The sequence below is a fragment of the Mariniflexile sp. HMF6888 genome (assembly GCF_044335535.1).
In the GTDB taxonomy this organism is placed as follows: Bacteria; Bacteroidota; Bacteroidia; order Flavobacteriales; family Flavobacteriaceae; genus Mariniflexile.
This window is the reverse complement of record NZ_JBIQVZ010000002.1, coordinates 1-25,680: the sequence shown is the minus strand read 5'-3', so window position 1 is coordinate 25,680 and position 25,680 is coordinate 1. Positions and strand designations below refer to the sequence as shown.

The following is a 25,680-nucleotide window of genomic DNA, read 5'->3' as shown; positions in this document are numbered from 1 at the left end:
ACAATAGCTGTTTTCTGTATATCACACTATAAAAATTAATATCCGTTATTTCAATTCGCAGATTTTTTTAAATTTGCATCGGTTGAAAAAAACTTTTGACTTTAAACCTTTAAACTTTAAACTTTGGTATGGGAAGAGCTTTTGAATTTAGAAAAGCACGTAAAATGAAGCGTTGGTCTGCTATGAGTAAGGCTTTTACACGCATTGGAAAAGACATTGTAATGGCCGTAAAAGAAGGCGGTCCAGATCCAGCAAGTAACGCTAGGCTAAGAGCTGTGATGCAAAATGCCAAGGCTGTAAACATGCCTAAAGACAATGTAGAACGCGCTATAAAAAAAGCAAGCGAAAAAGGTCAAGGAGATTATAAAGAAGTCATTTTTGAAGGCTACGCACCCCATGGAATTGCTGTTTTAGTTGAAACCGCAACCGATAACAATACCAGGACCGTAGCGAACGTGCGTAGTTATTTTAATAAATGTGATGGTAGTTTAGGTACTTCGGGTTCGGTAGTATTTATGTTCGACCACACCTGTAATTTTAGAATCAATGCCGAAGGTTTGGACGCCGAAGAAATTGAGTTGGAATTTATAGATTACGGCGCCGAAGAAGTTTTTGCCGATGAAGACGGTATTTTAATTTACGCGCCTTTTGAAAGTTTTGGTGCTATTCAAGCAGCTTTAGAAGAAAAAGGCATTGAAATATTATCGTCTGGTTTTGAACGTATTCCACAGGTAACAAAAAAATTGACTCCAGAGCAAGCAGCCGATGTTGAAAAGCTTTTAGAAAAGTTAGACGACGATGATGACGTGCAAAATGTGTATCACACGATGGAAGAAAGTGAGGATTAATATTTGTAAAGTTTATTAAAGAGAGTCTAGAAGCTCTCTTTTTATTTTTAAATAGCACATGGAAGACAAAAAAATAATCAAATGGGGTATCATTGGCTGTGGCAACGTTACCGAAGTTAAAAGTGGTCCTGCATATAAAAACACCGAAGGTTTTGAGCTTATAGCAGTCATGAGACGAGATACTGAAAAAGCACAAGATTATGCCAAACGACATGGTATTAAAAAATGTTATACCAATGCTGATGACTTAATTAATGATGATGAAGTAGACGCTATTTATATTGCAACGCCACCAGACACACATAAACTTTACGCTTTAAAGGTTGCCGAAGCAGGTAAAATATGTTGTATTGAAAAGCCAATGACACCCAGTTATACTGAAAGTTTAGCAGTTTATAATGTGTTTAAAGAAAAACAACTGCCTTTATTTGTTGCCTATTATAGACGTTCTTTACCCCGATTCACTAAAATTAATGAATGGCTAAAACACCAATATATTGGTGAGGTGAGACACATTAACTGGCATTTTAGTAAACCAGCAAGCGATTTAGATCAATCTAGCACTTACAACTGGCGCACCGATGCAAGAATAGCTCCTGCTGGCTATTTTGATGATTTAGCAAGTCATGGGCTGGATTTGTTTAATTTCCTTTTAGGCGATATTAAAGAAGCGCATGGTATTAGTTTAAATCAGCAAAAAAACTATACCGCAAAAGATGCTATTACAGCATGTTGGTTACATCAAAACAATGTGACAGGGTCTGGTACCTGGAATTTTGATTGTCATGACTCTTTAGATAAAGTGACTATTTATGGGAGTGACGGAAACATAGAGTTTTCTATATTTCATGAAAACGCTATTGTATTAGAAAGCAAAAACAAAAAAGAGTCGCTTTTTATTGATAATCCAAAACATATTCAGCTATATCACGTGGAAGGTATGCGAAACATGTTAATACATAAAAATTTCACACACCCATCTACAGGGCTTTCAGCACTTCATGCCAATTGGGTTATGGATAAAATTCTCGGTGCACTATAATTATTTGTCTATTTACTTGATTTTTCTAAACAATTTTAGTTAATCCACACATTTATAGTGTGTTTTAACATTATTATTAGAAAAAATAATTTATTATGTAGTATTTTTAGCTCGACTAATTCAAAAAATAACTAAAAGTTAACTTCCTGTTAGCACCACTAAATGTACTATGAGACATACCAAATTACATGCAGCCCGTTATGCCTATATCGCATTGGCCCTCTTTACACTCTTATCTTTTCAAAATATAGAGTCACAAAACAAAAAAAAGAAAAATAAAAAAGAAAACACAACAGAAGCACCTGCTCGACCTGCTAAAAAAGAAAAAACAATTGCAGAACTAGTAAAATCCAGCAAAAAAATTGAAGGGTTATTTCCTATCTATCAGGATACCATTACGGGATCATTACAAATGATTATATCAGACAAACAAATAGATAAGGAATTTATTTTTTTCAGTCAAATAGCCGATGGAGTTGTAGATGCTGGCAGAACAATCAGAGGTTCATATATGGGCTCCAAAGTTATTAAAATTGAAAAATATTTTAATAAAATAGAATTTGTAGCTCAAAATACATCGTTTTATTTTGATCCAAAAAATCCACTGTCTAAATCTAAAGAAGCCAATATAACCAATGCTAATTTGGCTAGTTTACATATTGAAGCACACGATAAAAAGAATGGACTCTATTTAATTAAAGCCGATGAACTTTTTTTAAATGAAACATTTACTCAAGTTAAAAGGCCTAGTTCTCCTGGAAAATCACCTACAACTTTTAAACTCGGTGGTTTAAACAAATCTAAAACTAAGATTAATTCTATAAAGAACTATTCTGAAAACACAAACATAGAAGTAGAATATGTGTATTCCTCACCTGCTGTATTAAATAATGGTTCTAATGCTGTTGCTGACGGCAGAAACGTGAGTATAAAAGTGTTTCAAAGTTTAATGGCCATGCCGGAAAACAATTATGAAGTTAGATACGACGATCCAAGAGTTGGTTATTTCATTACTCAAGTTGATGACAAAACGACTACCAAGAGCATAGCGTATAGAGATTTAATTCATAGATGGCATTTAGAAAAGAAAGACCCAAATGCCGCTATTTCCGAACCTGTTGAGCCTATTACTTGGTGGATAGAAAACTCTACGCCTTTAGAATGGCGAGAAACCATTACCAATGCTGTTTTGCAATGGAATGTAGCTTTTGAAAAAGCAGGATTTAAAAATGCCATGGCTGTAAAAGTACAACCTGACGATGCCACTTGGGATGCTGGAGATATTAAATACAATGTCTTGCGTTGGACATCATCACCCAAACCTCCTTTTGGTGGATACGGTCCAAGTTTTGTAAACCCAAAAACAGGACAAATATTAGGTGCCGATATTATGCTGGAATTTTCACATTTTACCAACAGGGTTTTTTATGATAAAGTGTATAGTTTAGCAACTTTAGACACGCCTTTTGAAGCACCTGAACATAACGAACCAAATCACATGTATTGCACATTAGGGCATCAACTACAAGAAGAAGTTATGTTTGCAAGTGCCGCCGTATCTACTTATACAAATTCTGATTTAGAAATGGATCGTATTAAAAAAGAATCCATGATGGCTTTAATTATGCATGAAATTGGGCATACTTTAGGTTTAAATCATAACATGAAAGCGAGTCAGTTATTTTCTCCAGAACAGTTAAATGATGCCGAATTTATTGAAGGAAAATGTTTAACGGCTTCAGTTATGGACTATGCTGCCTTAAACATTACCAAAGACCGAAGCAAACAAGGACAATATGATGACGTTGCTGTTGGTCCTTACGATATTTGGGCTATACAGCTAGGTTATCAACCATTTTCATCTGAAGCTGAGCACCAAGCATTATTAAATGAATCTACAAAACCAGAACATATTTTTGGAAATGATGCTGATGACATGCGTGCACCGGGAAAAGCAATTGACCCAAGAGTGAATGTGTCCGATCAATCAAATGATCAAATTACATGGTCTATAGACAGAATAGAATTGTCTAACAACCTAATGAAAGATGTAAAAACAAAGTTTACAAAATCTGGTGAATCGTATGAGGAATTAAGACGTGTTTATTATTTATTAAGTTCACAAAAAGCAACCGCTGGAAACACCATATCAAGATTTATTGGTGGTGTTTATGTTGACAGGGCTATGGCGGGACAAGAAGGTGGCACACAGACATACACGCCTGTAAGTTTAAAAGATCAAAAGCGTGCTATGGCTGCTTTAAGCAAGTATGTTTTTGCACCAAATGCTTTCGATGCACCAAATGATTTATACAATTATTTAGCAATACAACGCCGTGGTTTTAACTTTAAAACCCCTGAAGACCCAAAAATTCACAAGCAAATTTTAACTTATCAAAAAAATGTGTTGAATCATCTTTTGCATTATAATACATTACAACGTATTTCAGATTCTGAACTATATGGAAATGAATACAAATTAGCTTCTTTTATGACCGATTTAAATAATGCAATTTTTAAAGCGGATATTTATGGCAATGTGAACTCATTTAGACAAAACTTGCAGTTGGAATATACTTATATGCTTATAGCTATGGTAACAAAAAAACAAAGTGGCAATTATACTAACAATGCTAAGTCTATGGCTTTGTATAATTTAAAGAAAATAAAGGCCATGGCTAGTGTATCTGGTGATGTGGCTTCAATAGCTCATAAACAGCATTTAAGAACACTTATAGATAATGCTTTAAAAGAAATTAAATAATAAGGTTAAATATATAAAAAGAAAAAAGCTACTTTCAAATGGAAGTAGCTTTTGTTTTTTGTGAGCTAGTGATGTTTCTTTTTAGGAACAAAAGACTTGTTTACTTTATGTTTCATTTTCTAACACAGTAGATATAATTCAACTTTCATGCCATACTAATATTATTTAGGTGTTTTTCCTTTTACACCTTCAAAAAATAGATTCATTAATTCAAAACCTGCTTTTATTGCATTACTTTAAAATAAATGTTTAGATAACCATGTCATTTACATTTTTTTATAAAGTTCTTTTAGCTTTTTAGGTGTTATAATTTGTTTCCAGTTTTTGCCCAAAGCGTTTTCCCAAAGTGGCACTAAATTTAAAGCAATGTTGATCATTTTATCAAAATCTTCATCGCTTAAATCGGCACAAATATTTTGTGGTAAGATAATATTATGTTTTTTCTTCATGGTTTTAAAAAGTTCAACTCCTTCTGGGTAAAACGCTTCTAAGTGGTCAAAAACAATACAATTTCCAACTCCATGTTTAATGCCTAATAAATAAGCTAATGGATAACTCATGGCATGTGCAACACCCACTTGGGAATAGGCAATACTCATACCACCATGCCATGAAGCCATCATGAGCTTTTCCTGGGATTCAATAGCTGTTAAATTATTATCTAAAAATACTTCTTTACATAGCTCTAAGGCCATTGTACCATAGGTTTCGCTAAAAGTATTTAAGTACGTACCTTTTAAAGATTCTATGCAATGAATGTAACAATCCATACCTGTGTAAAACCATTGGTCTGTTGGCACGTCCTTAGTAAGTTCGGAATCTAAAATAACTTGATCAAAAGGTGTGAAATCCGAATTGATGCCTAATTTTTTTTCGGGACCAATAAGAACCGTTGTTCTAGAAACTTCTGCACCAGTACCCGATATGGTTGGAATTCCAACATGGTATAAAGCGGCATGCTTTACTAAATCCCAGCCTTGATAATCTTTAGCTTCACCTTCGTTGGTAAGCATTATAGATACGGCTTTTGCTAAGTCTAAAACAGAGCCGCCACCAATACCTATAATACCTGATGGTAATTCTTTCGTGGTTAAAATTATACCATCTACCAAATCATCTACTTGCGATGTTTTTGGTTCTTCTTTAGTAGAAACAAACAGTATTTTATCGTCATAGGCTAGCGGAATTCGTGATGTTAACCATGAATTGTTTTTAAACACATCGTCTATTAAATAAATAAATGGGGCGTTCATGCTTAAGCGCTTTGGGGCTAAAATTTCACTTAATTGATTGAAACTACCTCTGCCAAAAATAACTTTTGACACCATTGGAAAGTTTTTATAACTCATTTAATATGTTTTCTTTTTCAAAAGTAAAAATAGTACTATTTTGATTTTACTTGGTTATTAATTTAATAATTTCAGTAAATCTCTTAAACTATTAATGGTTTTATAGGCTTTACCATTGGTTTCCAACTCCGAAACTTGTTCATGTGCCCAAGTAGTATGAAATGGAACATGAATGGCATGTGCTTTTATGTTTACCAAAGGTAACACATCCGATTTTAGCGAATTACCAATCATTAAAAACTCTGATGGTTTTATATCAAGATGATTTAATAATTTTGAGTAATTGGCTTCTTGCTTATCGCTTAAAACTTCTATGTGATGAAAATACTTTGTTAGCCCCGATTTTTCAAGTTTACGCTCTTGGTCTAACAAATCGCCTTTAGTAGCTAATATGATTCGGTATTTTTTTGATAAATATTTCAAGACATCTTCAACCCCATCAAGTAATTCAACAGGTTTGTTAAGCATATCTTTTCCTATATTTAAAATAGCTTCAATGCTTTTTGTTGAAATATTATAGTTTGATTGTATCAAAGCACTTTCAACCATTGATAATACAAAAGCCTTAATACCATAACCATACAGTGGTAAATTATCAATTTCTTTTTTAAATAGTTCTTGGTCTATTTTGTTTAAAGTTTCGTATTCCGATAATAATTTGCCAAATTCAACTTCGGCATCACGAAAATAGGTTTCGTTGACCCAAAGTGTATCATCGGCATCAAAACCAATAACTTTTATATTTTTATAATCTATTTCCATGCTTTTTTGGCGCGTTCTAAATCTTCTGGTGTATCAATTTCCACACCTTCAGTGGAAGTTTCTACCATTTTAATACGTTTACCATATTCTAAATAACGGATGCATTCAATTTTTTCTGAAGCTTCTAAAGGCAACATAGGTAATCTATAAAAATCTAAAATAGCTTCTTTTCTGAAAGCATAAACGCCTTTGTGTTTATAATATTTAACGCCTACGTTTTTATCTCTTGGATATGGTATTGGGCTTCTAGAGAAATACAACGCAAAGTTTGATTGGTCAACAATTACTTTTACCGTATTGGGGTTATTTATTTCCTCCTCATTACTAATATGCACCATTAACGAGGCTAAATCGATGCTTTTATTATGGTCGTCTTTAAATACTGCTATGAGCTTTTCTAAAGATTCCCTATCCGTAAAAGGTTCATCACCTTGCACATTTATAACAATATCAATATCTAAAAACTCAACAGCTTCGGCTATTCTATCACTACCACATTCGTGTTCCTTTTTGCTCATCATGGCTTTACCGCCATTATTCACAATTTCATTATAAATAATATCGCTATCGGTAACTACTAAAACATCATCAAACAAATTGGTGTTAACAGTAGCTTCGTAAGTACGCAAAATAACCGTTTTACCACCCAAATCTTGCATGAGTTTTCCAGGAAAGCGCGATGCGCTATAACGTGCCGGAATCATTGAAATTATTTTCATCTTCTTTAAATTCTGTGTCAAAAATAGAATAAAATTTAATGGTTTTTAATGTTACTGGATGCAAACTTTTTATATAACTTATTTTATGTTGAATCGTTGAATTGTTGAATTGTTGAATTGACTATATATTATTGGTTAGTTACTATATTGTTTATTTGTTGATTTGTTTATTCGTTGATTTGGCTGTTCACTACTAACTAATGACTAATGACTAATGACTAATGACTATTGTTTATTAGGTCTTCGACAAACTAGTCTGACAAGATTAAAACATAAAGCGCTTATCAGTCGGAACTTGTCGAATATAGCTATATGAAATATGCAAAACCATCAATTGTGTTTAAATCAAACTCACGCTTTTAAGAAATATAATCTCAAAGATAATTATTATTTTCTTGCTAAGCATTTTACTGAACTCATCTTGAATTTATTGAATTCAAAAAAACTACGACCAAAACTGCGACTGAGACTGAGACTGAGACTGAGACTAAGCTTCTTCAAAAAAATCATCTTTAAACCCAATAAGATACAGTTTCTCTTTAGCTCTTGTTACGGCTGTGTAAAGCCATCGTAAATACTCTTTATCGATGCCGTTTGGTAAATAAGGCTGTTCTACAAAAACGGTATGCCATTGTCCCCCTTGCGATTTATGACACGTTATTGCATACGAGAATTTAACCTGCAAGGCATTAAAATGTTTACTTGCTTTTACTTTTAAAAACTTTCGGTAATTGCTCGTTTCGTTTTCAAAATCTTTCATCACTTCTTGGTACAGTCTATTCGAATCTTCATAAGACAAGGAAGGTGTTTCAGATTCAATGGTATCTAATAATAAAACCGTTTCAAAAGGCGGCATTTTTGGATAATCAACCATTCTCACTTTAACTTCTGCAAAGTGAAAACCATAAAGCTCTGTAATACTGAAAATTTCTAAAACTTCAATAATATCACCATTGGCTATAAATCCTGCTTCGGTGGTTGGTTTAATCCAAAAATAATTATTCTTAACGACCATCAAATAATCGCCCGAAGACAACTCACTTTCATTAAATAAGATGCGATTCCTTATTTGCTGGTTGTATAAATTAGCCCGTTTGTTACTTCTAACAATAATGGCGGTTTCTTCATTTCCTAAACTGCTATATGCGTCATTTATAGCATCCATAATGTCGTGACCATCAATAAGCCTAACGATGTCTTTATAACCCGCTAAATCAAATTTAAATGCATCATCCACACCATTTGATAGCGCTTCACGTAGTACGGTGGCATTTGCTAGAATTCCAGAATCTTGTTCTTGCCTAACGACTTCATCCAATTCCATTTTGGTGACTTCTTTATTATAATTTAAAGCCAACGTATTTTCGTTTAAAGCCGGACTTAAATCCAACTTTACGGGTGGTAATTGTGCCGTATCCCCTATTAAAAGGAGTTTACATTGATGACCCGAATACACATACTGCATTAAATCATCTAAAAGCGAACCATTTTCAAATAATTTAGAATCTCCGGGCGTATCAGGTATCATAGAGGCCTCATCTACAATAAAGATGGTATTCTTGTGTTTGTTAGGCTGCAACACAAAAGAAACGCCACCACCCTTTTCTTTTTTAGGAAAATATATTTTTTTGTGGATAGTAAATGCTTCTTTTCCTGAGTAGTTAGAAATTACTTTAGCAGCTCTACCCGTTGGAGCCATTAGTACCGAAGATTTTTTTGCTTTCCATAAATTGTTAACTATGGTACCTACAATGGTGGTTTTACCGGTACCGGCATACCCTTTTAGCACATAAAGTGTATTTGGGGCCTTGCTAAAAATAAATTCTGATAATTGCTGTAAAACAATATTTTGTTTTAAAGTGGGTTGAAATGGAAACTGCTGTTTTATAAGGGAATAAAATTCGGATGAAGTCATTAATGCCTACAAATTATAAATTATTCAAAGATAGAAATGATTTTTACCGATAATAGGTTTTTACGATTAAAAAAAAATTGTAGATTTGCGAAAGACCTTTGATAAACTATTTAAATTAAAAAACGATTATGTTAAGATTTATTCTTATTGCTGTTGCAGCTATTCTGCTTACAATTGGCTTGGTTAAGTTAGTTGATAAATACATTCCTTCTAAATTCAAGCCTGTATTAAATATAGCACTTTGGATTTTAATAGCATTTTTAGGCTACCAGACATACGTGTCTGTTTATACACCTATTTTATTTAACAAAGAAAAGAATAAGCGTTACGCAAAAGTCATTAAGAATTTAATTGACATTAGGGATTCTGAGTTAGCTTTCAAACAAGTAAACGGTAAGTTTACAGATAGCTTTGATGAATTAGTTAAATTTGTTGAAACAGCTGAATTTACTATTACACAACGTCGTGACTCTGTTGTTATTGACCAAGAATTAACTAAGCGTTATGGGGTAGACACTACAAAAGATATAGTTATTATAGATACATTAGGGTTTGTTCCTGTAAAAGACTCCTTATTTAAAAATTCAACACGATACAAAACCATGATGAACGTACCTGTTGGAAAACCTGGGGAAAAGTTTCAATTACAAGCTGGCTTTTTAAGACAGAACGATATAAATATCCCTGTGTTTGAAGCTTCTGTAAAGAAAGATGTTATCTTATTTGACCAAGATCGTGATATGGTTGTTCAAGAAAATCAAGTGGTTTCGGTAGATGGTGTAAATGGTGATGCTTTAAAAGTAGGCTCAATGAATGAAGTTAAAACCATTGGAAACTGGCCAAAGACTTATGGCGCAAACGAATAAAACTTCAAACAAACTAACTAATCTAGAACTGTCCATTCAAATAAGTTTGAGTGGACTTTCTTTTTGTATCTTGCAAAGGGATACGAATACCATTAGTAGCTTAAAAGAAGTTAATTTTCAAAAAAAGTTAAACCCTTTAGAAGTTCTAGATCATTTAAAGCACCTTTTTAATACCGAAAACATTACCCAAAATACATATAGTGCCATAACCATTATACATGATAACGACCTTTCTACATTAGTGCCAAAACCGCTATTTAATGAAGATTGCATGGCCGATTACTTAAAATTCAATTCTAAAATTCTGGTATCCGATTTTATAGCTTACGATGAAGTAGTTGTAAATGACAGTATGAACGTGTATGTGCCCTACATAAATATTAACAACTTTATTTATGATCAGTTTGGAGCATTTACATTCAAGCACGTATCTACCGTTTTAATTGAAGAAATTTTACATATTGAAAAAAATACCAGCAAACCAAAAGTATATGTAAATATTAGTAAAAACCATTTTGAAACGGTTATAGTTGACAATGCTAAACTTATATTATACAATACCTTCGAGTATAATACCCCTGAAGATTTTATCTATTACATTTTATTTGCTACTGAGCAGCTAAATCTTAATCCCGAAACATTTAATTTAGTTTTTATAGGTGATGTTTCTAAAGAAGATGCCCTATATACAATAGCATACAAATACATTAGAAACGTAAGTTTTGGCAATAGAAATGACGCTTATAAATATGTGGAAGCACCAAAATATAACCATTCCAATTTCACTTTAATAAAAAGTTTTTAATGCGTATTATTTCAGGAATTTACAAAAGCAGAAAAATTGTAGCCCCTAAAAACCTACCGGTGAGACCAACTACCGATATGGCAAAAGAATCGCTATTTAATATTATAAATAACACATTTTATTTTGATGAACTGGTCGTGTTAGATCTTTTTGCTGGAACTGGTAACATAAGCTACGAATTTGCCTCAAGAGGCACCGAACAAATTACTTGTGTCGATCAGAATTTTGGATGCATAAAATTTATTAATGAAACCGCAGCTGCTTTTAAAATGCCGATACAGACCATTAAAAGCGATGTATTTACATTTTTAGAGAAAACAACAATACAGGCAAATATTATTTTTGCTGACCCACCCTACAATTTCACAGACGACGTATTTGCTAAAATTCCAGAATTAGTATTTAAAAACAACTTGTTACTTGAAGATGGTTTACTTATTATAGAGCATTCAAAACATACTGATTTATCAAACTTAATTAATTATAGTTATTCTAAAAGCTATGGAGGCAATATGTTTAGTTTTTTTGAAATTTTAAAAAAAATATAACGTAATTGCTTTTTTTTCAGTAAATTAGATACCCCTTAAGAGTCCCAGGCTCTATGTATGCTTTACTACTCGCAGCAAAAAAGTATTTCTTTTCTTGTCTCTTTTTTATGGTTTAATGTGAATTACTAACCTTTAAAACATAAACCAATGAAAAAACTTTTTTTACTTGTACTGGCTTTAATTCTATTTATAGCCTGCAACAACAAACCACAACGTTATTTTGAAGAATCTGCCGAAATTGAAACTACAAAAGCAGGTATTAAAGCTTATGAAGCCCAAGATTGGGACGCATGGAAAGCCAACTTTGCTGATACGGCAAAAATTTACCACAATACAAACAAAGCATCTACACCAGACGAAATAATGACTAGCATGAAACAAATGATATCAAACTTTTCGTCATACGGCTTCAATGATAAAGGAGCAGAATACGAAATGATAATTGATAAAGATGGAGATACTTGGGTAAACTATTGGAATACTTGGAAAGGCAAAGCAAAAGTAACAGATAAAGAACTAATTGTTCCTGTGCATTTAACATTACAATATGTCAATGGCAAAATTGTCAAGGAGTACGCTTATTATGACACATCTGGTATAAGTGCCACTATTGCAGAAATAGAAGCTGCAAAAATGACTGAAGAAATGGCTTCTGAACAAGAATAAACTATATACTAACCAAAATACAGTCCATTATGAAAACAATTAAATCAACTTTTTTACTGGGGTTTACTTTATGTTTGACCATTAATTTTTCACAAGCACAAAAATCGTATCAAATACACCAAGACAATGTAAATCCTTCTATGGTGATGCAATATGAGAAAGTAGCTAAAGAGTTTAACGATGCATGTAATGAGTATAAGCCACAAACAAGTTGGGTTGCGGCAACTACTAACGATATGAAATATTTATACATATCGCCTATTGAAAACATGGCAGATTTAGACAAACGTCCTTTTGCCGACATGGCTAAAAAAATGGGTGATAAATGGACTAAAATATTTGAAGATTTTGATAAGTGCTATGATTCGCACAAAAGCTATATAATACATTTAGTTGAAGATTTAACTTATATGCCAGAGGGTATATCCATGACCCAAGACGGACAAAATTACCGTAAATGGTTCTATATTTATTTCACACCTTCAAATGCAGCCAAAGTGCGTGAAGGCATGAAAGCAGTAAAAGATCTTTATACAGCCAAGGGCTCTAAAGAATTTTATCGTATTTACAGAAACGGTTTTGGTACGTCAGAAGATTTTTATTTGGTGGCAGTTTCTGCAAAAGATGAAATAGATGGTGCCACCAGATCTAAAGAAAATGAAGCTGTTTTAGGTCCAGACCGTTGGGATACCTTTAGCAAGGTTATGAATTATGCCAGCAGATTTGAAGAATATTCAGGAGAAATGAGACCAGATTTAGCGTATGCTCCTAAATAAACCAATTTATTTTATAAAGAATAGGCCCTTCTTTAAATTATAAAGAAGGGCCTATGTGTATTCAAGTAAATCTATAAGCCGAATTCTGTATGTCTTAAACTCATTTACAGTAAACTCTAAACAAAATTCAAAACACCCTTATCATTTATCTGAGTGCATTGTTACCAATACACTTTAGCTGCTTACCCTCCAGCATCAAGCGTGCAGCCTTCAAACGCTGGTTTACATAGCATTGCACCATATAGAGTTTACCTGGTTTCACTACAGCATAACCTGTACATACTTTCTGTTGCACTTGTCCTAGCCTCACGGCTGGTGGCCATTAACCACTATATTGCACTACGGTGTTCGGACTTTCCTCTAAATCCTCGTAAAAACGGGAATCTCGTTTATAAACCTTTCGATTTACAACTGAAGACCCCAATCAAATTAGGTATTTAGCGATAAGGCGATTTACTTACTGCAAAAGTACAACACTTAATAGGCAATTTCCAATTAATAAAAAATAAATAATAGTTGGACGCTATTTAGGTGGATAAAACTTAAAAACAGTCTCTAAGCATCTATTGGCATAGCTATGTCTAAAAACAACGTTTAAGTTCAAAATCAGATCAGTCTAATAATCTAAATGGAATGCTATAATATAAAAAAAAATCTGTGATTTAACGATATAAAATCTTGTTTTATGATCCGGTTCAGTCAACACGACGTTCTTGTTTAGCCTTACATACCAAATAACCGTTAGTTATTAGGCAACGTTTTTATTTTCTTTTTTGATAGAAATAAACCATCCCTGCTAACATTAAAATTCCTCCTAGTGTTGACCTTTCTGTTTTTGCAGTAAAGCAAAACAAAATCCCAAGCATTGCTGCGTGAATAATGTGTTCTGTATTTTGGTCAGAAAAAGAGTTATCATCTAAACCAAATTCACATCTCATTGATTGTAAAGTCATATATTTACTTCAGTAAACATTTTGGAATAGAACTCATTTAAAAAATAAGGTGCCAAAAATATTATTGACACCTTCTTAAGTTTTGAGCCTTGAAATTTTCTCTTCTACTTTTAGCCGCTGAACGAGTTGTTAAAAAATGTACGCCACTTTTAAATTCATTTCTTCTACGAAGGAGGTTTGCTATGCAATTTTTCAGTTGCTATGTCATAGTTTATCAGTAATTCTTTTAAATTTTCCATAGCTTCTGAAGTCAATTCGCCTTTTGCTCCATCAACAATCCATCTAGCGGACGAGATTAATGTTGCTAATTCATATCCCGTTAAAGTAATTTGGAAAATACTTCTTTGCTTTTTTTCAATTTGCATGTGACAATTGTTTAGTTTTAAGATGAGCGCCAATTTTAGAAAATTCTTGCTCAAATTGGTCATAATCAGTTCTCATGCCGTTAATGTAAACACTCCATCCCACACTCATTTTAGCATAGTGAACAGCTTCTTGTACCTCTTCTTCAGTTGCTCCAAATAATTTTGCAGCTTCTGCATGAAACAACAAGCAGTATCGACATTTAGTTTCAGAATGCAGCGCAACACCCATTAATTCTTTATACTTGTTTGGAATTAATGTTTCTCCCAATTCAAGCAACTTGAATAATTGCCATTCGTAATCGAGATATTGTTCTGGAATGCTTTTAAAGAAACTAGGCACTAAACCCAATGTTTCTTTAATTTCAGTCTCTACTTGGTTACGTTTTCTTGTAGTAATCATTGTAAGTGGTATTAAATTAGTCCTGCTTATTTATATTAACCACAGAAAGAGAGGACGTTATCTTACTGAGGTAAATTATTTTTCAAAAATATTCTTTAAGAATTCTATTTCTAATAATCGATAAGAATCTCTAAACTAAAAACGCCATATCACTTATTTATCGATACTAATTGTTTTATAAGTGTCGAAGTAAAATCGAACTTTATTTACAGAGTTATAACACCAAAAAATGTTCTATGCATTTTAAAAATAGGATGTAAAAGTCAAAATATATAGAATAGTATTTTGGTATTGATTTTTACTTAAAAAGTGGACATAAGTTAATGAAAATTAGCGAGTAACACAAAAAATAGCTATTCATTTTATTAACAAATGAATAGCTATTTGAATGTCCATATCAAGCGATAAGCCATTGTATTTGTAAATTTTTTAATCAGTAAATAAAACGACTTCTTCTTTGAGTGTTAATCGCTTATATTTTTTTGAGTTTATACAACAAATCTAAAGTATTGATTTGTTGCGTTAAGCTATTGAATTCTGGTTCAAATTTTCAAACGTTGGGTAATTGTATGTATATATCGTAGCCGTCCGATAGGTACTTCTCTAATCTGGCTAAAACCACTTGAACCACCACTTCCCTAGCTATTATTTATACATATTGTGGTTATTCTACAACTTGGCAAATTAGCAAATAACTAGTACATGACAAAAATGAAAGCGTGTCACATGGAGCTTGTCGAAGTCTTTTCATCATTTTTCCCTTCATATAGCTTCGACAAGCTCAGCTTAACAGGCATATTTAATACCATTCCCGATGTCAGACTGAGACCTTTGTTAAAGTTTTTAACTAGCGAATGCGATGACGTGGTTTTTTTAAAATTTAATTATCTGTAAAACAGATGTTTATAAAATACGTCAATGGTAGCCTGTCGAAGTCCCATCCTAACACTTTACACACAGTTTTGTTTTTTTGTCATGTACCAAACATTTATTCATAATATTTTTCTAATTATCAGATCGATTTTTTATACAAAATCATCAAAGCCTATCATTTTATAAAGTTTGCTTTTTGTTAATAACTCATTTTAAATTCTCAATTCATAATTCATAATTCTGAATTGAATTTTTAACTTTGTTACTTTAAGAATTTCGATGGAGCACTTTATAGTATCGGCTAGGAAATACAGACCCCAAACGTTTAAAGACGTTGTGGGTCAGCAGGCCATTACTAATACGCTATTAAATGCCATTGAAAACAATCATCTAGCACAAGCCCTGTTATTTACGGGGCCACGTGGCGTTGGTAAAACAACTTGCGCACGTATTTTGGCTAAAATGATTAACAGTGACGGCACTGAAACTGGTGATGAAGATTTTGCATTCAATATTTTCGAGCTCGATGCGGCTTCAAACAACTCGGTTGATGATATAAGAAGTTTAACCGACCAAGTGCGAATCCCTCCTCAGGTTGGTAAGTATAAAGTGTATATTATTGATGAGGTTCACATGCTGTCGCAAGCCGCTTTTAATGCTTTTTTAAAAACATTGGAAGAACCGCCAAAACACTGTATTTTTATTCTTGCAACAACCGAAAAGCATAAAATAATCCCAACTATTTTATCGCGTTGTCAAATATTCGATTTTAAACGTATTACGGTAAAAGACGCCAAAGAGTATTTAAAATATATAGCCGAAGAACAAGACATCAAAGCAGAAGACGATGCGTTGCATATCATCGCTCAAAAAGCAGATGGCGCCATGCGTGATGCTTTGTCTATTTTCGACCGTGTGGTTAGCTTTTCTGGGAAAAATTTAACCAGACAAGCCGTTACCGAAAACTTAAATGTACTTGATTACGAAACCTATTTTGAAAGTACAGACCTTATTTTAGAAAACAAAATTCCTGAGTTATTACTTCAATTTAACAATACACTTTCCAAAGGCTTCGATGGACATCATTACATTGCTGGTTTAGCGTCACATTTTAGAGATTTACTGGTGAGTAAAACGCCGCAAACCATAGAACTTCTCGAAGTTGGCGATGAAACCAAAAAGAAATATTTAGAACAATCACAAAAAGCTTCACAAGCGTTTTTGCTTCAAGGTATCAATCTCGCTAACGATTGCGACCTCAAATACAAAAGCAGTAAAAACCAACGTCTACTCATCGAGTTATGCCTTATGCAGCTTGCCTCTATCACTTTTGATGGAGAAAAAAAAAATTCTAGACATTTCATAATTCCACCTTCATTCTTCGAGAAAAAAGGTATCAAACCCATTTCGGTTACCATTCCAAATAAAGAAAAAAGTGACCCAATACCAGTTGAACAAAAAACGACTGAAACCAAGAATGAGGAAACACCTTTAAATACTACATCTAATGCTGTAAATAAATTTCAGGTGAACCAACCTGAAAAAATTGAATTAAAGCAAGATTTAAAGCGCGCTTCCGGATTGTCTTTAAAAAGTTTAAAGGTTAAAAAGGAGCATCTCATTAAACAAATGGATGTTGTAGTAGACGAAGAAAACCTACCAAAAGAACCATTTACCGAAGCGGCTTTAATACAAACCTGGAAAGATTATGTTGCGTTACTTCAAAATGATGGCAAACACAATCTAGCGTCTATTTTATCTATAGACACACCAAAAGTAAAAGATACAATTGTTTATTTAGAGTTTCCCAACGCCACCAATAAAGTAGAATTAGAACGTAATCAATACGAACTTCTAATGTATGTAAGAAAGGCTTTAAACAACTTTGATATTAATTTATCCATTAGTGTCAATGAAGAAATGGAAAAGCAATATGCCTATACCCCTTTTGAAAAGTTTGAAAAGCTTAAAGCAAAAAATCCCAACATAGATATTTTAAGAAAAACTTTCGATTTAGATATATAATGAGTTTGTGTCATTTCGACGCTAGGAGAAATCACATAATCTAGAACCCATGTTTTATAATTACTTTGTTTACATAATGGCCAATCAGTATAGAACCACTCTTTATATAGGAGTAACAAATAATATTCAAAAACGTATATCTCAGCATTATTTTGACAGTGTGAATATGAAGAAGTCTTTTGCAGGCAAATATAACTGTATCTATCTAATGTATTATGAAGGGTTTGAATATCCAAAAGAAGCCATCTTACGTGAAAAGATTATTAAAAAATGGAGAAGGGAAAAGAAAAATAATCTTATTTCAAGTTTCAACCCAAAATGGGAAAATTTAAATACTCAAATAATGTGATTTCTCCTTTCGTCGAAATGACTAAAAAAGAAAAACGTTATCATGTCGAAATGAGACAAAATTTAGATATATGAATAAATTAATTTACATTTTAGTGATAGTTTTAGCATTTGTAAGTTGCAATGGGAAAACAAAAAAAGATACTTTAAAAACTTCCGTTGAGAAATTTAAAGATTCCTTAGGAACGCTTGAAATTGAAAAATATATTCCAGAAACATATTCAGAAACCGTAACAGACACGATACTAAGCAACGGCTTTAAGGTGAAGGTTAAAACATTTACTGATATGAAACATAGTGTTTTAAATATATTTAAACAAGATACTATTGTATATAAACATTATTATCGAGAGCTTGCATCTCAAGTTACTATTAATAAAGATGGAAACGAAATACTTAAACTCTTAGTAGATAAAAATTTTATTATTGAACATGATGCTGCTTTTGAATTTAATAAAGAATTCTACAATGAATCAGCTTTTTACTCTATTTGGTTTTCAGAACTTAATTCAACAATATATGATCATGTTGTTTTTATAGTTAGCATTTGTAAACCAGAAAGTGATGATTGCCTAATGTTTGAAATTACTATTGATATGAAAGGTAATTATCAAGTCAAAGAATTTGAATATAACAAAATATAATTAATTATGTTAGGTCTTAAATTACCAACAGACCCACGATGGGTTAATATTGTTGAAAAAAACATAGAAGAAATATTAACAGATCATGCGTTTTGTGAGCAAAAAGCAACCAGTACAGCTATTTCTTTGATTGTAAGCTTTCCTGAATATACCGAATTGGTACAAGAGATGACTGCTTTGGTAAAAGAAGAAATCAGCCATTTTAAAATGGTGCACGATAAAATTATTGAACGCGGTTGGGTATTAGGACGTGACAGACGCGATGATTATGTTATAGAATTGCTTAAGTTTTTCCCAAAAGGCGGTAGTAGAACCACACAGTTGGTGCATAGATTATTATACGCAGCCTTAATTGAAGCACGCAGTTGTGAACGCTTTAGATTACTATCGGAAACATTAAAAGATAAGGAATTAGCCACTTTTTATAAAAACCTTATGGTAAGTGAAGCCAACCATTACACCATGTTTTTAGGCTTTGCCAGACAATATGGCGAAAAAAAAGAAGTAGATGCCAAATGGCAACAACTTCTTGAATATGAAGCTAAAATAATGTCTAATTTAGGAAAAAAGGAAACGGTACACGGTTAAAACTTATAACCAATACCAATTTGTATATTCGTGTTTTTAGCTTCAAATGGCAAGTAATCGTCAAACACATTTGTAATGCCGTACGTGTATCTTAAATCTGCAAACAGCATGTGTGATAATTTATATTCGATGCCGGCAACACCCGAATACCCCATGTTTTTAGCGGCATCATCCACTTTGTTCACTTTCAATCCAACTTGCGGACCAAGTGCAAAACGGATTTTTTCGCTTAATCTAAATTTAAATAAAACAGGCGCCTGAATATAGTCTAAATGATAGGCTTCTACTTTGGCACCTTCAGCAGAAAACTGCAATTCAGGTACTAAAGAGACTGTTTTAGAAAAGCGGATATCTCCAAAAAAACCAATATAAATACTGTTTCGATGTTTGTTATCCATGGTAGGTGTCCCTTCAAAATCTAAATTCGAAATAGTGTAACCACCTCTTACACCATACTTTACCTCTTGAGAAAATCCATAAAATGAAAAACCAAGGAGTATTATTAATACTGTTTTTTTCATAAGTAGATAATTATTTGTTTTTAATAAGTCATATGCAATTTGCATTCTAAAATCAATAGAAAAATTAAATCTTAGTTAAACTCATTTCATAAGTTAATAGGTTCGGGTTATAAATGACTTCAATTTCAGTAATCTATCATGTACGAATATATGTTATAAAAATACAATGCTGCAATTTTAAAAGGTAAAGTGCAAAATTTTACTGTGTATTGCTTGAAACGGTCTGATAATAGATACTTTTTATAATCCCATCTGCCAATCCAATTTTTGGCACATATATGTTTTTAGCACCACTCCATTTCATGGAAGATAGGTAAATACGCATAGCGGGAATAATAACGTCCGCCCTATCTTGATTTAAGTCCAGTTCGGTTATTCGTTCTTCATAGGAATAGCTTTGAAGCAGTTGATAATAGGATGTTAAATAGAAATATGTTAGTGGTTTACCTAAAGCTTTTCCCGATATTTTGAATATTTTATTAATGTTTCCTCCAGAGCCTAAAACAGATATTTTATCATAATCGCTTGTATGCGATTTTATCCATTGCTCCAATTCCTGCCATGCTTCTTTAGAAACCATATCATTAAGTAATCGTACCGTGCCTATTTTAAACGATCTTGATGCTGCTGGAATACCTTCATGAATAACGGTAAACTCAGTACTACCACCACCAACATCTACATATAAATATGTTTTGCTTTTATCTATATAAGAATTTAAATCGGTGGCAGCAATGATGGCTGCTTCTTCTTCACCTTCAATAATATCAATACTTATATCTGAATTTTTTAAAACCAAATCAACGACTTGTTTACCATTGGTAGATTCTCGCATAGCAGACGTTGCACAAGCTTTATATTTTACCACTTTATGTGATTTCATTAATAACTTAAATGCCAGCATGGTATCTAAAATACGCTGCGTGTTTTCCTTTGAAATTTTATTATGAATGAAAACATCCGATCCCAAACGAATAGGCACACGAACCAATGAGTTCTTTTTAAATTGAACAGGTTTTCCTTTTTGTTCTATAATATTTGAAATAAGCAACCTAACGGCATTAGAACCAATATCGATTGCTGCATATTTTTTTATTGAAAGCATATTAATTTTCTAATTTTTTTAAATAATAATCATACGTGGCAAACTGAGATCTTACTTCTTCTTTATTATCTATTTTATACTCGTTATCTTGTGAAGCATTTAATACACGTGCCTTTACATTATCACTCCAACAAATATTAAAAGTATCTATAATTTCCTGTTTTATCTCTTCATCATAAATAGGGCAACTTACTTCTACCCTATTATCAATATTTCTGGTCATCCAATCCGCCGATGAAATATAAACCTTAGGATGTCCATCATTTTCAAAATAATAGATTCGGGAATGTTCTAAGAACTTATCTATAACACTGATCACTTCAATATTTTCACTCATGCCTGGAATGCCAGGTATTAAACAGCAAATACCTCGAACAATCATCTGAATTTTAACTCCTGCATTGCTAGCTTCATAAAGCTTATCGACCATATCATAGCTAGAAATACTATTCATTTTTAATCTAATAAGGCCTTCCCCACCATTTTTTACATTCTGAATTTCTGTATCAATCAATTTGAATATGGCTTTTTTGGTATAATGGGGCGATGTTATTAAGTGTTTATATCTGAAAATTTTATAGTTGGTTTCAAAAAAATTGAAAATTTTAACAACATCTTTCAAAATACGCTGATCTGCAGTAAAAAGGGTATAATCTGTATATATTTTTGCTGTTGACTCATTAAAGTTCCCCGTACTTATAAAACCATAACGTTTTAGTTTTTTACCTTCTTCTCGCTCAATAACACACATTTTGCTATGCACTTTCAATCCTTTTACACCAAAAACCAAGTTGATACCTTCATCTTCCATTTGTTGAGCATAATCTATGTTGGCTTGCTCATCAAACCGCGCTTGAAGCTCTATAGACACCGTTACAGATTTCCCATTAATAGCGGCATTAATAAGGGAACTGGCAATATGCGAAATTTGTGCTAAACGGTAGATAGTGATTCTTAGCGTTTTTACTTTAGGATCTAAAGCAGCTTCTCTTAAAAACTTAACGATATATGAAAATGTTTGGTAAGGTGCGTGAAGCAAATAATCTTTCTGCTCTATGGCTTTAAAAATACTGGATTCTAAACTAAGATGCTTTATTGGCAATGCCTCTATTTTAGTGTAAAGTAAATCTGTTCTTCCCAAGCTTGGAAAATTCATATAATCACGTCTGTTATGATAACGACCTCCTGGAATGATACTATCGGTATTATCAATGCCCATTTTAGACATTAAAAATTCTAAAGTTTCTTTATCGATGGTTTTATCGTAAACAAAACGAACAGGGTCACCAATTTGTCGGTGTTTTACGCTATCGGAGATTTTTTCAATAAAACTTTTACTTAAATCACTTTCAAAATCCAGCTCACCATCACGTGTAATTTTAATCATGTGGGCAGAAACTGTTTTATAGTCAAAAATATTGAATATATACCCTAAACAATGACGCAATAAATCGTCAATCATTATTATAAAACTTTTATCACCTTGCTTCGGTAATTCAACAAAACGATTAATGGTTTTTGGTATTTCAATAAGAGCAAATTGCTTTTTATTGTCCGTCATTACCATTCTTACAGCCAAATATGCTGCACTATCTTTTAAATTAGGTAGTACTACTAGGTCATTTAAAATAATGGTAACCAATGCTGGACTTACTTTTCTTATAAAATATCTTTTTATGAAATCATGTTGGGAGCTATCTATTTGGTTCTCATCAATGATATAGATGTTTTCATCCTCTAGGCGTTTATGGATAGCATCTAAAACTTCCAAGCTTTCGCTTTGTTGCTTTATTACTATTTGAGTAATAATTTCAAGTAATTCATTGGCTTTAATACCTCCTAGTTCACTTTTCCCTCCTTTTCCTGCATCAACGATTCGCTTTACGGTAGCATACCTAACCTTAAAAAATTCGTCTAGATTATTAGAAAATATGCCCAAAAACCGTAATCTTTCAATTAATGGTACACGTTCATCTGAAGCTTCTTGCAAAACCCTTGCATTAAATTGCAACCAACTTATTTCTCTATTTATATAACTATTTGAATGGATTTCTGGTTTTGTCATGCTTGGTAATAATGATGTAATGCTTTCTTTAGTACATGACAGAAATGAAGCGTGTCACATTGAGCATTATCGAAAATAAAAATATATTCTTATTTGAAGATAAAAGCAAAGCTTGCGAAATGCTATTAAAAACGATATTTCCAATGTCTTCGACTTTAGTTTGTCTTGAGCGAAGCCGAAAGGCTCAGGCTGACATCTTAATATATCTGAATTTTGTCACGTACTAAAAAATGCTTTCACAAATATATTCTATTTAGGTTAAATAATTTGCTTTAAAGCTAATGATTAAGCAGACATTTACGCATTAATAACATATCTATTTGCTATGCATCGATTCAAAAAAGTATTTAATAAAAAAATCACTTTCTTAAATCTCTTGGAAATAAAGTACTTACAGTTTTTCCTTTGTTTAAATCTTTCCAACTTGTAATGTCAAATTCTATTTGAACCACGCCACAGGTAGGAACGTTATCAATATAAACATCACCATAGGTATTTACAAAAGCAGTTATGGCATGATTATGACCAAAAACCATTAAAGTATGTATATCATTAGGACACTCTTTAATGACACGAATAAGATTGCTTCCTGAAAAATCGTATAAATTATGATTTAATTGCAGTATTGTCCTATCAATTTTAAGATTTTCAAAAAAAATATTGGCAGTTGTTTTAGTTCTTACTGAATCACTAGAAAAAACAGCATCAATATGTAAATCATTAGAATTCAAACAAATGGATATATTATTTGCATCATTAATGCCCTTTTCGTTTAAAGGTCTTTTATGGTCAATAACATGATGTTCCCATGAAGATTTTGCATGTCTAACTAAAATTAAGTTTTTCATAATATTCGATTAAATGTAAATATTATCGATAAAAAGTTGTTTTTGTCGGTGTAATTCATTTTATTTGCTCTTAAATATAATTAAAAATAGGTGTTAACTTAATTTTTAACAAAGCTATTAACCTAAATTAATGAATAATAACCAATTTAAAAAATTTGTTCATCGTTGAATAATCATTTAAAACCGATTAAGTGTTTGCACTATTCCCTTTGTCGTTTTTTTAAGGTTTTTAACATTTTTTTTTGAAAAGACTAATATGTGTACGTTCTTTTGTTTATAAATAATAAAAATTATGACCCCAAATCTAATTTCTCTATTAAGTTTTAGTATCGATTAACCAGATACTCTTCCCTCACTACTTTACAGGAATTAAATTAGATTGCAATAAAATTTGTAATACTGTAATTCTATAATCATCTCAATAATTAAAACTAAAGTAACATTTGCTACTTAATTTTTTGGCCTATGAAAACAATTACCTCAAATCTGTTATCAAAAACAAGTTTACAAATAAAGCATTATTTGTTTGCCTTTGTTTTTCTATTTATAGGACTTTTACAAGTCAATGCAGACTGTACTATCGATACCGCAGCAACTGGTGGTGACAATGTAATGACAGGTGCAGAATTAGTGGACTATATAAATACTAATAATTGTACTGGTACTATCACTATTACTAGTGGTGTAGATATAAACATTACAGGAGATGTAACGATTCCATCAGTAATTGACAGAATAATTATTGAAGATGGCGGGCAAATTATATGGGTTAATAATGGGACATTATTCCTTGCTCCCAACACTGCTATAGTAATTGAAAATACTACTGACACAGACACTCAATCTGGAACTGGAGCTTTAACCTCTGGTGGACCAAATTGTAATAATAATAAAAGAATCAATATTGGTGGTATTGAATATTCAGCCTGTACAGGTGGCGGTAATGTTTGTATTATTTTTAGTGAGGTTATTGCTGCTGGTGGTACCATTCAAATAGATCCAAACTTTGCAGTTATTTCTGGAACCGATAATCAAGTTTGTTTTGTACCTACTTTAATTGATGTTCAATTAAATGGATTTGTAGAAGGAAACCCGACATATTTATGGACAGTTAAATCGGCTCCAACAGGGGCAACAGTTACTTTTAACCCAAATAATACAGTAGAAGACCCAACTGTTACTGTTTCTGAACCAGGCACTTACATTTTTAACATTGAAGTTACAGTGTCATTAAGTGATGAATGTACCGATACTTTTGTGACTGTTAATGCAGATATAGAGATTGTTTTTTTAGAAGGTTTAAGTGCAACTACCATGGTAATAACCCCTGGAGCTGGTAGTACCTGTAATTTAAATGTTGATTTCACAGCTTCAACAACTAATGGAGGTGCTAATCTATCTTATGAATGGGACTTTGATGATGGTAGTGCTACTAGTTCTTTACAAAACCCATCCCATACATATGCTTCAAGTGGCACATATAATGTATCATTAACGGTTACTGACCCAGATGGTCTTTCACCTTGTAATGTCGTAGTTGTAAACAAAGAAGTTACTATTACTGATAATAATCCAACCATAACAGCCCCTTCCCCCATAAATATAGTAGGTTGTGATGTGTCTGCAATTACAGTGGATACAGCACGATTTCCTTATGATTCAGACGGATCAAATGATATAAAAGACTCTTATATAACGACTGGGTATACAGCCACTGATGATGGAACGATTACCAGTATTGCTTATACTGATGTTTTAACATCTGCCGCTAATGGATGTCCACAAGTGACAAGAACATTTACTATTACAGATGGTTGTGAGAATACCGCAACGGCAGTGCAAATAATTAATATTACTGCCCCAGACTTAATTGCCACTGCTCCTA

Annotated in this window: 24 protein-coding genes and 1 other RNA gene; 13 read left to right on the top strand and 12 right to left on the bottom strand. The window is 32.5% G+C overall.

What is annotated here, in order from left to right; translation table 11 throughout:
* The first annotated feature begins 128 nt into the window (after positions 1–128).
* The 3 genes from ACGLWY_RS05425 (at position 129) to ACGLWY_RS05415 (ending at position 4,654) form a co-directional block, all read left to right on the top strand.
* Entirely contained in the window at positions 129–848 is a 720-nt protein-coding gene (locus tag ACGLWY_RS05425; RefSeq protein WP_117177639.1) for a YebC/PmpR family DNA-binding transcriptional regulator, read from the top strand.
* Positions 849–906: 58 nt separating this feature from the next.
* Complete coding sequence (locus tag ACGLWY_RS05420; RefSeq protein ID WP_396618659.1) at positions 907–1,890, top strand: Gfo/Idh/MocA family protein; 984 nt, start codon at positions 907–909, stop codon at positions 1,888–1,890.
* A gap of 169 nt (positions 1,891–2,059) precedes the next feature.
* The gene (locus ACGLWY_RS05415) at positions 2,060–4,654 is read left to right on the top strand and encodes a zinc-dependent metalloprotease (protein ID WP_396618658.1); all 2,595 of its coding nucleotides are present in this window, start codon (positions 2,060–2,062) and stop codon (positions 4,652–4,654) included.
* A 266-nt stretch (positions 4,655–4,920) separates the two neighbouring features.
* Here the strand turns inward: ACGLWY_RS05415 and ACGLWY_RS05410 are convergent, their stop codons facing one another.
* The 4 genes from ACGLWY_RS05410 to ACGLWY_RS05395 all read right to left on the bottom strand — a co-directional run bounded on the left by ACGLWY_RS05410 (position 4,921) and on the right by ACGLWY_RS05395 (position 9,399).
* Positions 4,921–6,003, bottom strand: a complete 1,083-nt coding sequence (locus ACGLWY_RS05410) for an iron-containing alcohol dehydrogenase family protein (protein ID WP_396618657.1) — start codon at positions 6,001–6,003, stop codon at positions 4,921–4,923.
* 57 nt (positions 6,004–6,060) lie between these two features.
* On the bottom strand, positions 6,061–6,765 hold the full coding sequence (locus ACGLWY_RS05405) for an HAD family hydrolase (RefSeq protein ID WP_396618656.1): 705 nt from the start codon (positions 6,763–6,765) through the stop codon (positions 6,061–6,063).
* A complete protein-coding gene (gene kdsB, locus ACGLWY_RS05400) occupies positions 6,756–7,484 on the bottom strand; it encodes a 3-deoxy-manno-octulosonate cytidylyltransferase (protein ID WP_396618655.1) in 729 nt (242 codons plus the stop codon). Before kdsB ends, ACGLWY_RS05405 begins: the two co-directional genes overlap by 10 nt.
* A gap of 487 nt (positions 7,485–7,971) precedes the next feature.
* A complete protein-coding gene (locus ACGLWY_RS05395) occupies positions 7,972–9,399 on the bottom strand; it encodes an ATP-dependent RecD-like DNA helicase (RefSeq protein ID WP_396618654.1) in 1,428 nt (475 codons plus the stop codon).
* 128 nt (positions 9,400–9,527) lie between these two features.
* Here ACGLWY_RS05395 and ACGLWY_RS05390 point away from each other — a divergent pair, with 128 nt between their 5' ends.
* From ACGLWY_RS05390 to ACGLWY_RS05370, 5 genes are all read left to right on the top strand, one after another.
* A complete protein-coding gene (locus ACGLWY_RS05390; protein WP_396618653.1) occupies positions 9,528–10,265 on the top strand; it encodes a hypothetical protein in 738 nt (245 codons plus the stop codon).
* Entirely contained in the window at positions 10,213–11,070 is an 858-nt protein-coding gene (locus ACGLWY_RS05385) for a DUF3822 family protein (protein WP_396618652.1), read from the top strand. Before ACGLWY_RS05390 ends, ACGLWY_RS05385 begins: the two co-directional genes overlap by 53 nt.
* On the top strand, positions 11,070–11,618 hold the full coding sequence (gene rsmD, locus ACGLWY_RS05380) for a 16S rRNA (guanine(966)-N(2))-methyltransferase RsmD (RefSeq protein ID WP_396618651.1): 549 nt from the start codon (positions 11,070–11,072) through the stop codon (positions 11,616–11,618). Before ACGLWY_RS05385 ends, rsmD begins: the two co-directional genes overlap by 1 nt.
* A 147-nt stretch (positions 11,619–11,765) precedes the next feature.
* Complete coding sequence (locus tag ACGLWY_RS05375; protein WP_396618650.1) at positions 11,766–12,284, top strand: nuclear transport factor 2 family protein; 519 nt, start codon at positions 11,766–11,768, stop codon at positions 12,282–12,284.
* A 29-nt stretch (positions 12,285–12,313) separates the two neighbouring features.
* The gene (locus ACGLWY_RS05370) at positions 12,314–13,060 is read left to right on the top strand and encodes a hypothetical protein (protein ID WP_396618649.1); all 747 of its coding nucleotides are present in this window, start codon (positions 12,314–12,316) and stop codon (positions 13,058–13,060) included.
* Between the two features lie 58 nt (positions 13,061–13,118).
* Here the strand turns inward: ACGLWY_RS05370 and rnpB are convergent.
* The 4 genes from rnpB to ACGLWY_RS05350 all read right to left on the bottom strand — a co-directional run bounded on the left by rnpB (position 13,119) and on the right by ACGLWY_RS05350 (position 14,778).
* Positions 13,119–13,460, bottom strand: an RNA gene (gene rnpB, locus ACGLWY_RS05365) — RNase P RNA component class A.
* 361 nt (positions 13,461–13,821) lie between these two features.
* A complete protein-coding gene (locus ACGLWY_RS05360) occupies positions 13,822–14,013 on the bottom strand; it encodes a hypothetical protein (protein WP_396618648.1) in 192 nt (63 codons plus the stop codon).
* 164 nt (positions 14,014–14,177) lie between these two features.
* Entirely contained in the window at positions 14,178–14,378 is a 201-nt protein-coding gene (locus tag ACGLWY_RS05355) for a hypothetical protein (protein WP_396618647.1), read from the bottom strand.
* Positions 14,368–14,778: a carboxymuconolactone decarboxylase family protein gene (locus ACGLWY_RS05350; protein WP_396618646.1), complete on the bottom strand. Its 411-nt coding sequence runs from the start codon at positions 14,776–14,778 to the stop codon at positions 14,368–14,370. The genes ACGLWY_RS05355 and ACGLWY_RS05350 overlap by 11 nt, the downstream gene beginning before the upstream one ends.
* 1,152 nt (positions 14,779–15,930) lie before the next feature.
* On the opposite strand from ACGLWY_RS05350, the gene dnaX reads away from it, so the two are divergent.
* The 4 genes from dnaX (at position 15,931) to ACGLWY_RS05330 (ending at position 19,256) form a co-directional block, all read left to right on the top strand.
* Positions 15,931–17,676 (top strand): DNA polymerase III subunit gamma/tau, encoded by a 1,746-nt coding sequence (dnaX, locus tag ACGLWY_RS05345; protein ID WP_396618645.1) that lies wholly within the window; start codon positions 15,931–15,933, stop codon positions 17,674–17,676.
* Positions 17,677–17,725: 49 nt separating this feature from the next.
* On the top strand, positions 17,726–18,025 hold the full coding sequence (locus ACGLWY_RS05340) for a GIY-YIG nuclease family protein (protein WP_396618644.1): 300 nt from the start codon (positions 17,726–17,728) through the stop codon (positions 18,023–18,025).
* 70 nt (positions 18,026–18,095) lie between these two features.
* Positions 18,096–18,668, top strand: coding sequence for a hypothetical protein (locus tag ACGLWY_RS05335; protein ID WP_396618643.1), 573 nt, complete (start codon positions 18,096–18,098; stop codon positions 18,666–18,668).
* A gap of 6 nt (positions 18,669–18,674) precedes the next feature.
* Positions 18,675–19,256, top strand: a complete 582-nt coding sequence (locus ACGLWY_RS05330) for a tRNA-(ms[2]io[6]A)-hydroxylase (protein WP_396618642.1) — start codon at positions 18,675–18,677, stop codon at positions 19,254–19,256.
* Here the strand turns inward: ACGLWY_RS05330 and ACGLWY_RS05325 are convergent.
* The 4 genes from ACGLWY_RS05325 to ACGLWY_RS05310 all read right to left on the bottom strand — a co-directional run bounded on the left by ACGLWY_RS05325 (position 19,253) and on the right by ACGLWY_RS05310 (position 23,795).
* Positions 19,253–19,777 carry a porin family protein gene (locus tag ACGLWY_RS05325; RefSeq protein WP_396618641.1) on the bottom strand — a complete coding sequence of 175 codons (525 nt, stop codon included), beginning with the start codon at positions 19,775–19,777 and terminating at the stop codon, positions 19,253–19,255. The two genes, ACGLWY_RS05330 and ACGLWY_RS05325, sit on opposite strands and share 4 nt — an antisense overlap.
* 199 nt (positions 19,778–19,976) lie before the next feature.
* Positions 19,977–20,882 (bottom strand): Ppx/GppA phosphatase family protein, encoded by a 906-nt coding sequence (locus ACGLWY_RS05320; protein WP_396618640.1) that lies wholly within the window; start codon positions 20,880–20,882, stop codon positions 19,977–19,979.
* A 1-nt stretch (position 20,883) separates the two neighbouring features.
* The gene (gene ppk1 / locus ACGLWY_RS05315; RefSeq protein ID WP_396618639.1) at positions 20,884–22,947 is read right to left on the bottom strand and encodes a polyphosphate kinase 1; all 2,064 of its coding nucleotides are present in this window, start codon (positions 22,945–22,947) and stop codon (positions 20,884–20,886) included.
* 359 nt (positions 22,948–23,306) lie between these two features.
* Complete coding sequence (locus ACGLWY_RS05310) at positions 23,307–23,795, bottom strand: SixA phosphatase family protein (RefSeq protein WP_396618638.1); 489 nt, start codon at positions 23,793–23,795, stop codon at positions 23,307–23,309.
* 465 nt (positions 23,796–24,260) lie between these two features.
* Between ACGLWY_RS05310 and ACGLWY_RS05305 the strand changes: the two genes are divergently transcribed.
* Positions 24,261–25,680 (top strand): PKD domain-containing protein (locus ACGLWY_RS05305; RefSeq protein WP_396618637.1); only part of this gene is annotated, 1,420 nt, incomplete at its 3' end.

Excerpts from the sequence above, each read along its gene's own strand:
- ACGLWY_RS05425 (WP_117177639.1), top strand. The coding sequence starts at position 129 with ATGGGAAGAGCTTTTGAATTTAGAAAAGCACGTAAAATGAAGCGTTGG.
- ACGLWY_RS05420 (WP_396618659.1), top strand. The coding sequence starts at position 907 with ATGGAAGACAAAAAAATAATCAAATGGGGTATCATTGGCTGTGGCAAC.
- ACGLWY_RS05415 (WP_396618658.1), top strand. The coding sequence starts at position 2,060 with ATGAGACATACCAAATTACATGCAGCCCGTTATGCCTATATCGCATTG.
- ACGLWY_RS05410 (WP_396618657.1), bottom strand. The coding sequence starts at position 6,003 with ATGAGTTATAAAAACTTTCCAATGGTGTCAAAAGTTATTTTTGGCAGA.
- ACGLWY_RS05405 (WP_396618656.1), bottom strand. The coding sequence starts at position 6,765 with ATGGAAATAGATTATAAAAATATAAAAGTTATTGGTTTTGATGCCGAT.
- kdsB (WP_396618655.1), bottom strand. The coding sequence starts at position 7,484 with ATGAAAATAATTTCAATGATTCCGGCACGTTATAGCGCATCGCGCTTT.
- ACGLWY_RS05395 (WP_396618654.1), bottom strand. The coding sequence starts at position 9,399 with ATGACTTCATCCGAATTTTATTCCCTTATAAAACAGCAGTTTCCATTT.
- ACGLWY_RS05390 (WP_396618653.1), top strand. The coding sequence starts at position 9,528 with ATGTTAAGATTTATTCTTATTGCTGTTGCAGCTATTCTGCTTACAATT.
- ACGLWY_RS05385 (WP_396618652.1), top strand. The coding sequence starts at position 10,213 with ATGAAGTTAAAACCATTGGAAACTGGCCAAAGACTTATGGCGCAAACG.
- rsmD (WP_396618651.1), top strand. The coding sequence starts at position 11,070 with ATGCGTATTATTTCAGGAATTTACAAAAGCAGAAAAATTGTAGCCCCT.
- ACGLWY_RS05375 (WP_396618650.1), top strand. The coding sequence starts at position 11,766 with ATGAAAAAACTTTTTTTACTTGTACTGGCTTTAATTCTATTTATAGCC.
- ACGLWY_RS05370 (WP_396618649.1), top strand. The coding sequence starts at position 12,314 with ATGAAAACAATTAAATCAACTTTTTTACTGGGGTTTACTTTATGTTTG.
- ACGLWY_RS05360 (WP_396618648.1), bottom strand. The coding sequence starts at position 14,013 with ATGACTTTACAATCAATGAGATGTGAATTTGGTTTAGATGATAACTCT.
- ACGLWY_RS05355 (WP_396618647.1), bottom strand. The coding sequence starts at position 14,378 with ATGCAAATTGAAAAAAAGCAAAGAAGTATTTTCCAAATTACTTTAACG.
- ACGLWY_RS05350 (WP_396618646.1), bottom strand. The coding sequence starts at position 14,778 with ATGATTACTACAAGAAAACGTAACCAAGTAGAGACTGAAATTAAAGAA.
- dnaX (WP_396618645.1), top strand. The coding sequence starts at position 15,931 with ATGGAGCACTTTATAGTATCGGCTAGGAAATACAGACCCCAAACGTTT.
- ACGLWY_RS05340 (WP_396618644.1), top strand. The coding sequence starts at position 17,726 with ATGTTTTATAATTACTTTGTTTACATAATGGCCAATCAGTATAGAACC.
- ACGLWY_RS05335 (WP_396618643.1), top strand. The coding sequence starts at position 18,096 with ATGAATAAATTAATTTACATTTTAGTGATAGTTTTAGCATTTGTAAGT.
- ACGLWY_RS05330 (WP_396618642.1), top strand. The coding sequence starts at position 18,675 with ATGTTAGGTCTTAAATTACCAACAGACCCACGATGGGTTAATATTGTT.
- ACGLWY_RS05325 (WP_396618641.1), bottom strand. The coding sequence starts at position 19,777 with ATGAAAAAAACAGTATTAATAATACTCCTTGGTTTTTCATTTTATGGA.
- ACGLWY_RS05320 (WP_396618640.1), bottom strand. The coding sequence starts at position 20,882 with ATGCTTTCAATAAAAAAATATGCAGCAATCGATATTGGTTCTAATGCC.
- ppk1 (WP_396618639.1), bottom strand. The coding sequence starts at position 22,947 with ATGACAAAACCAGAAATCCATTCAAATAGTTATATAAATAGAGAAATA.
- ACGLWY_RS05310 (WP_396618638.1), bottom strand. The coding sequence starts at position 23,795 with ATGAAAAACTTAATTTTAGTTAGACATGCAAAATCTTCATGGGAACAT.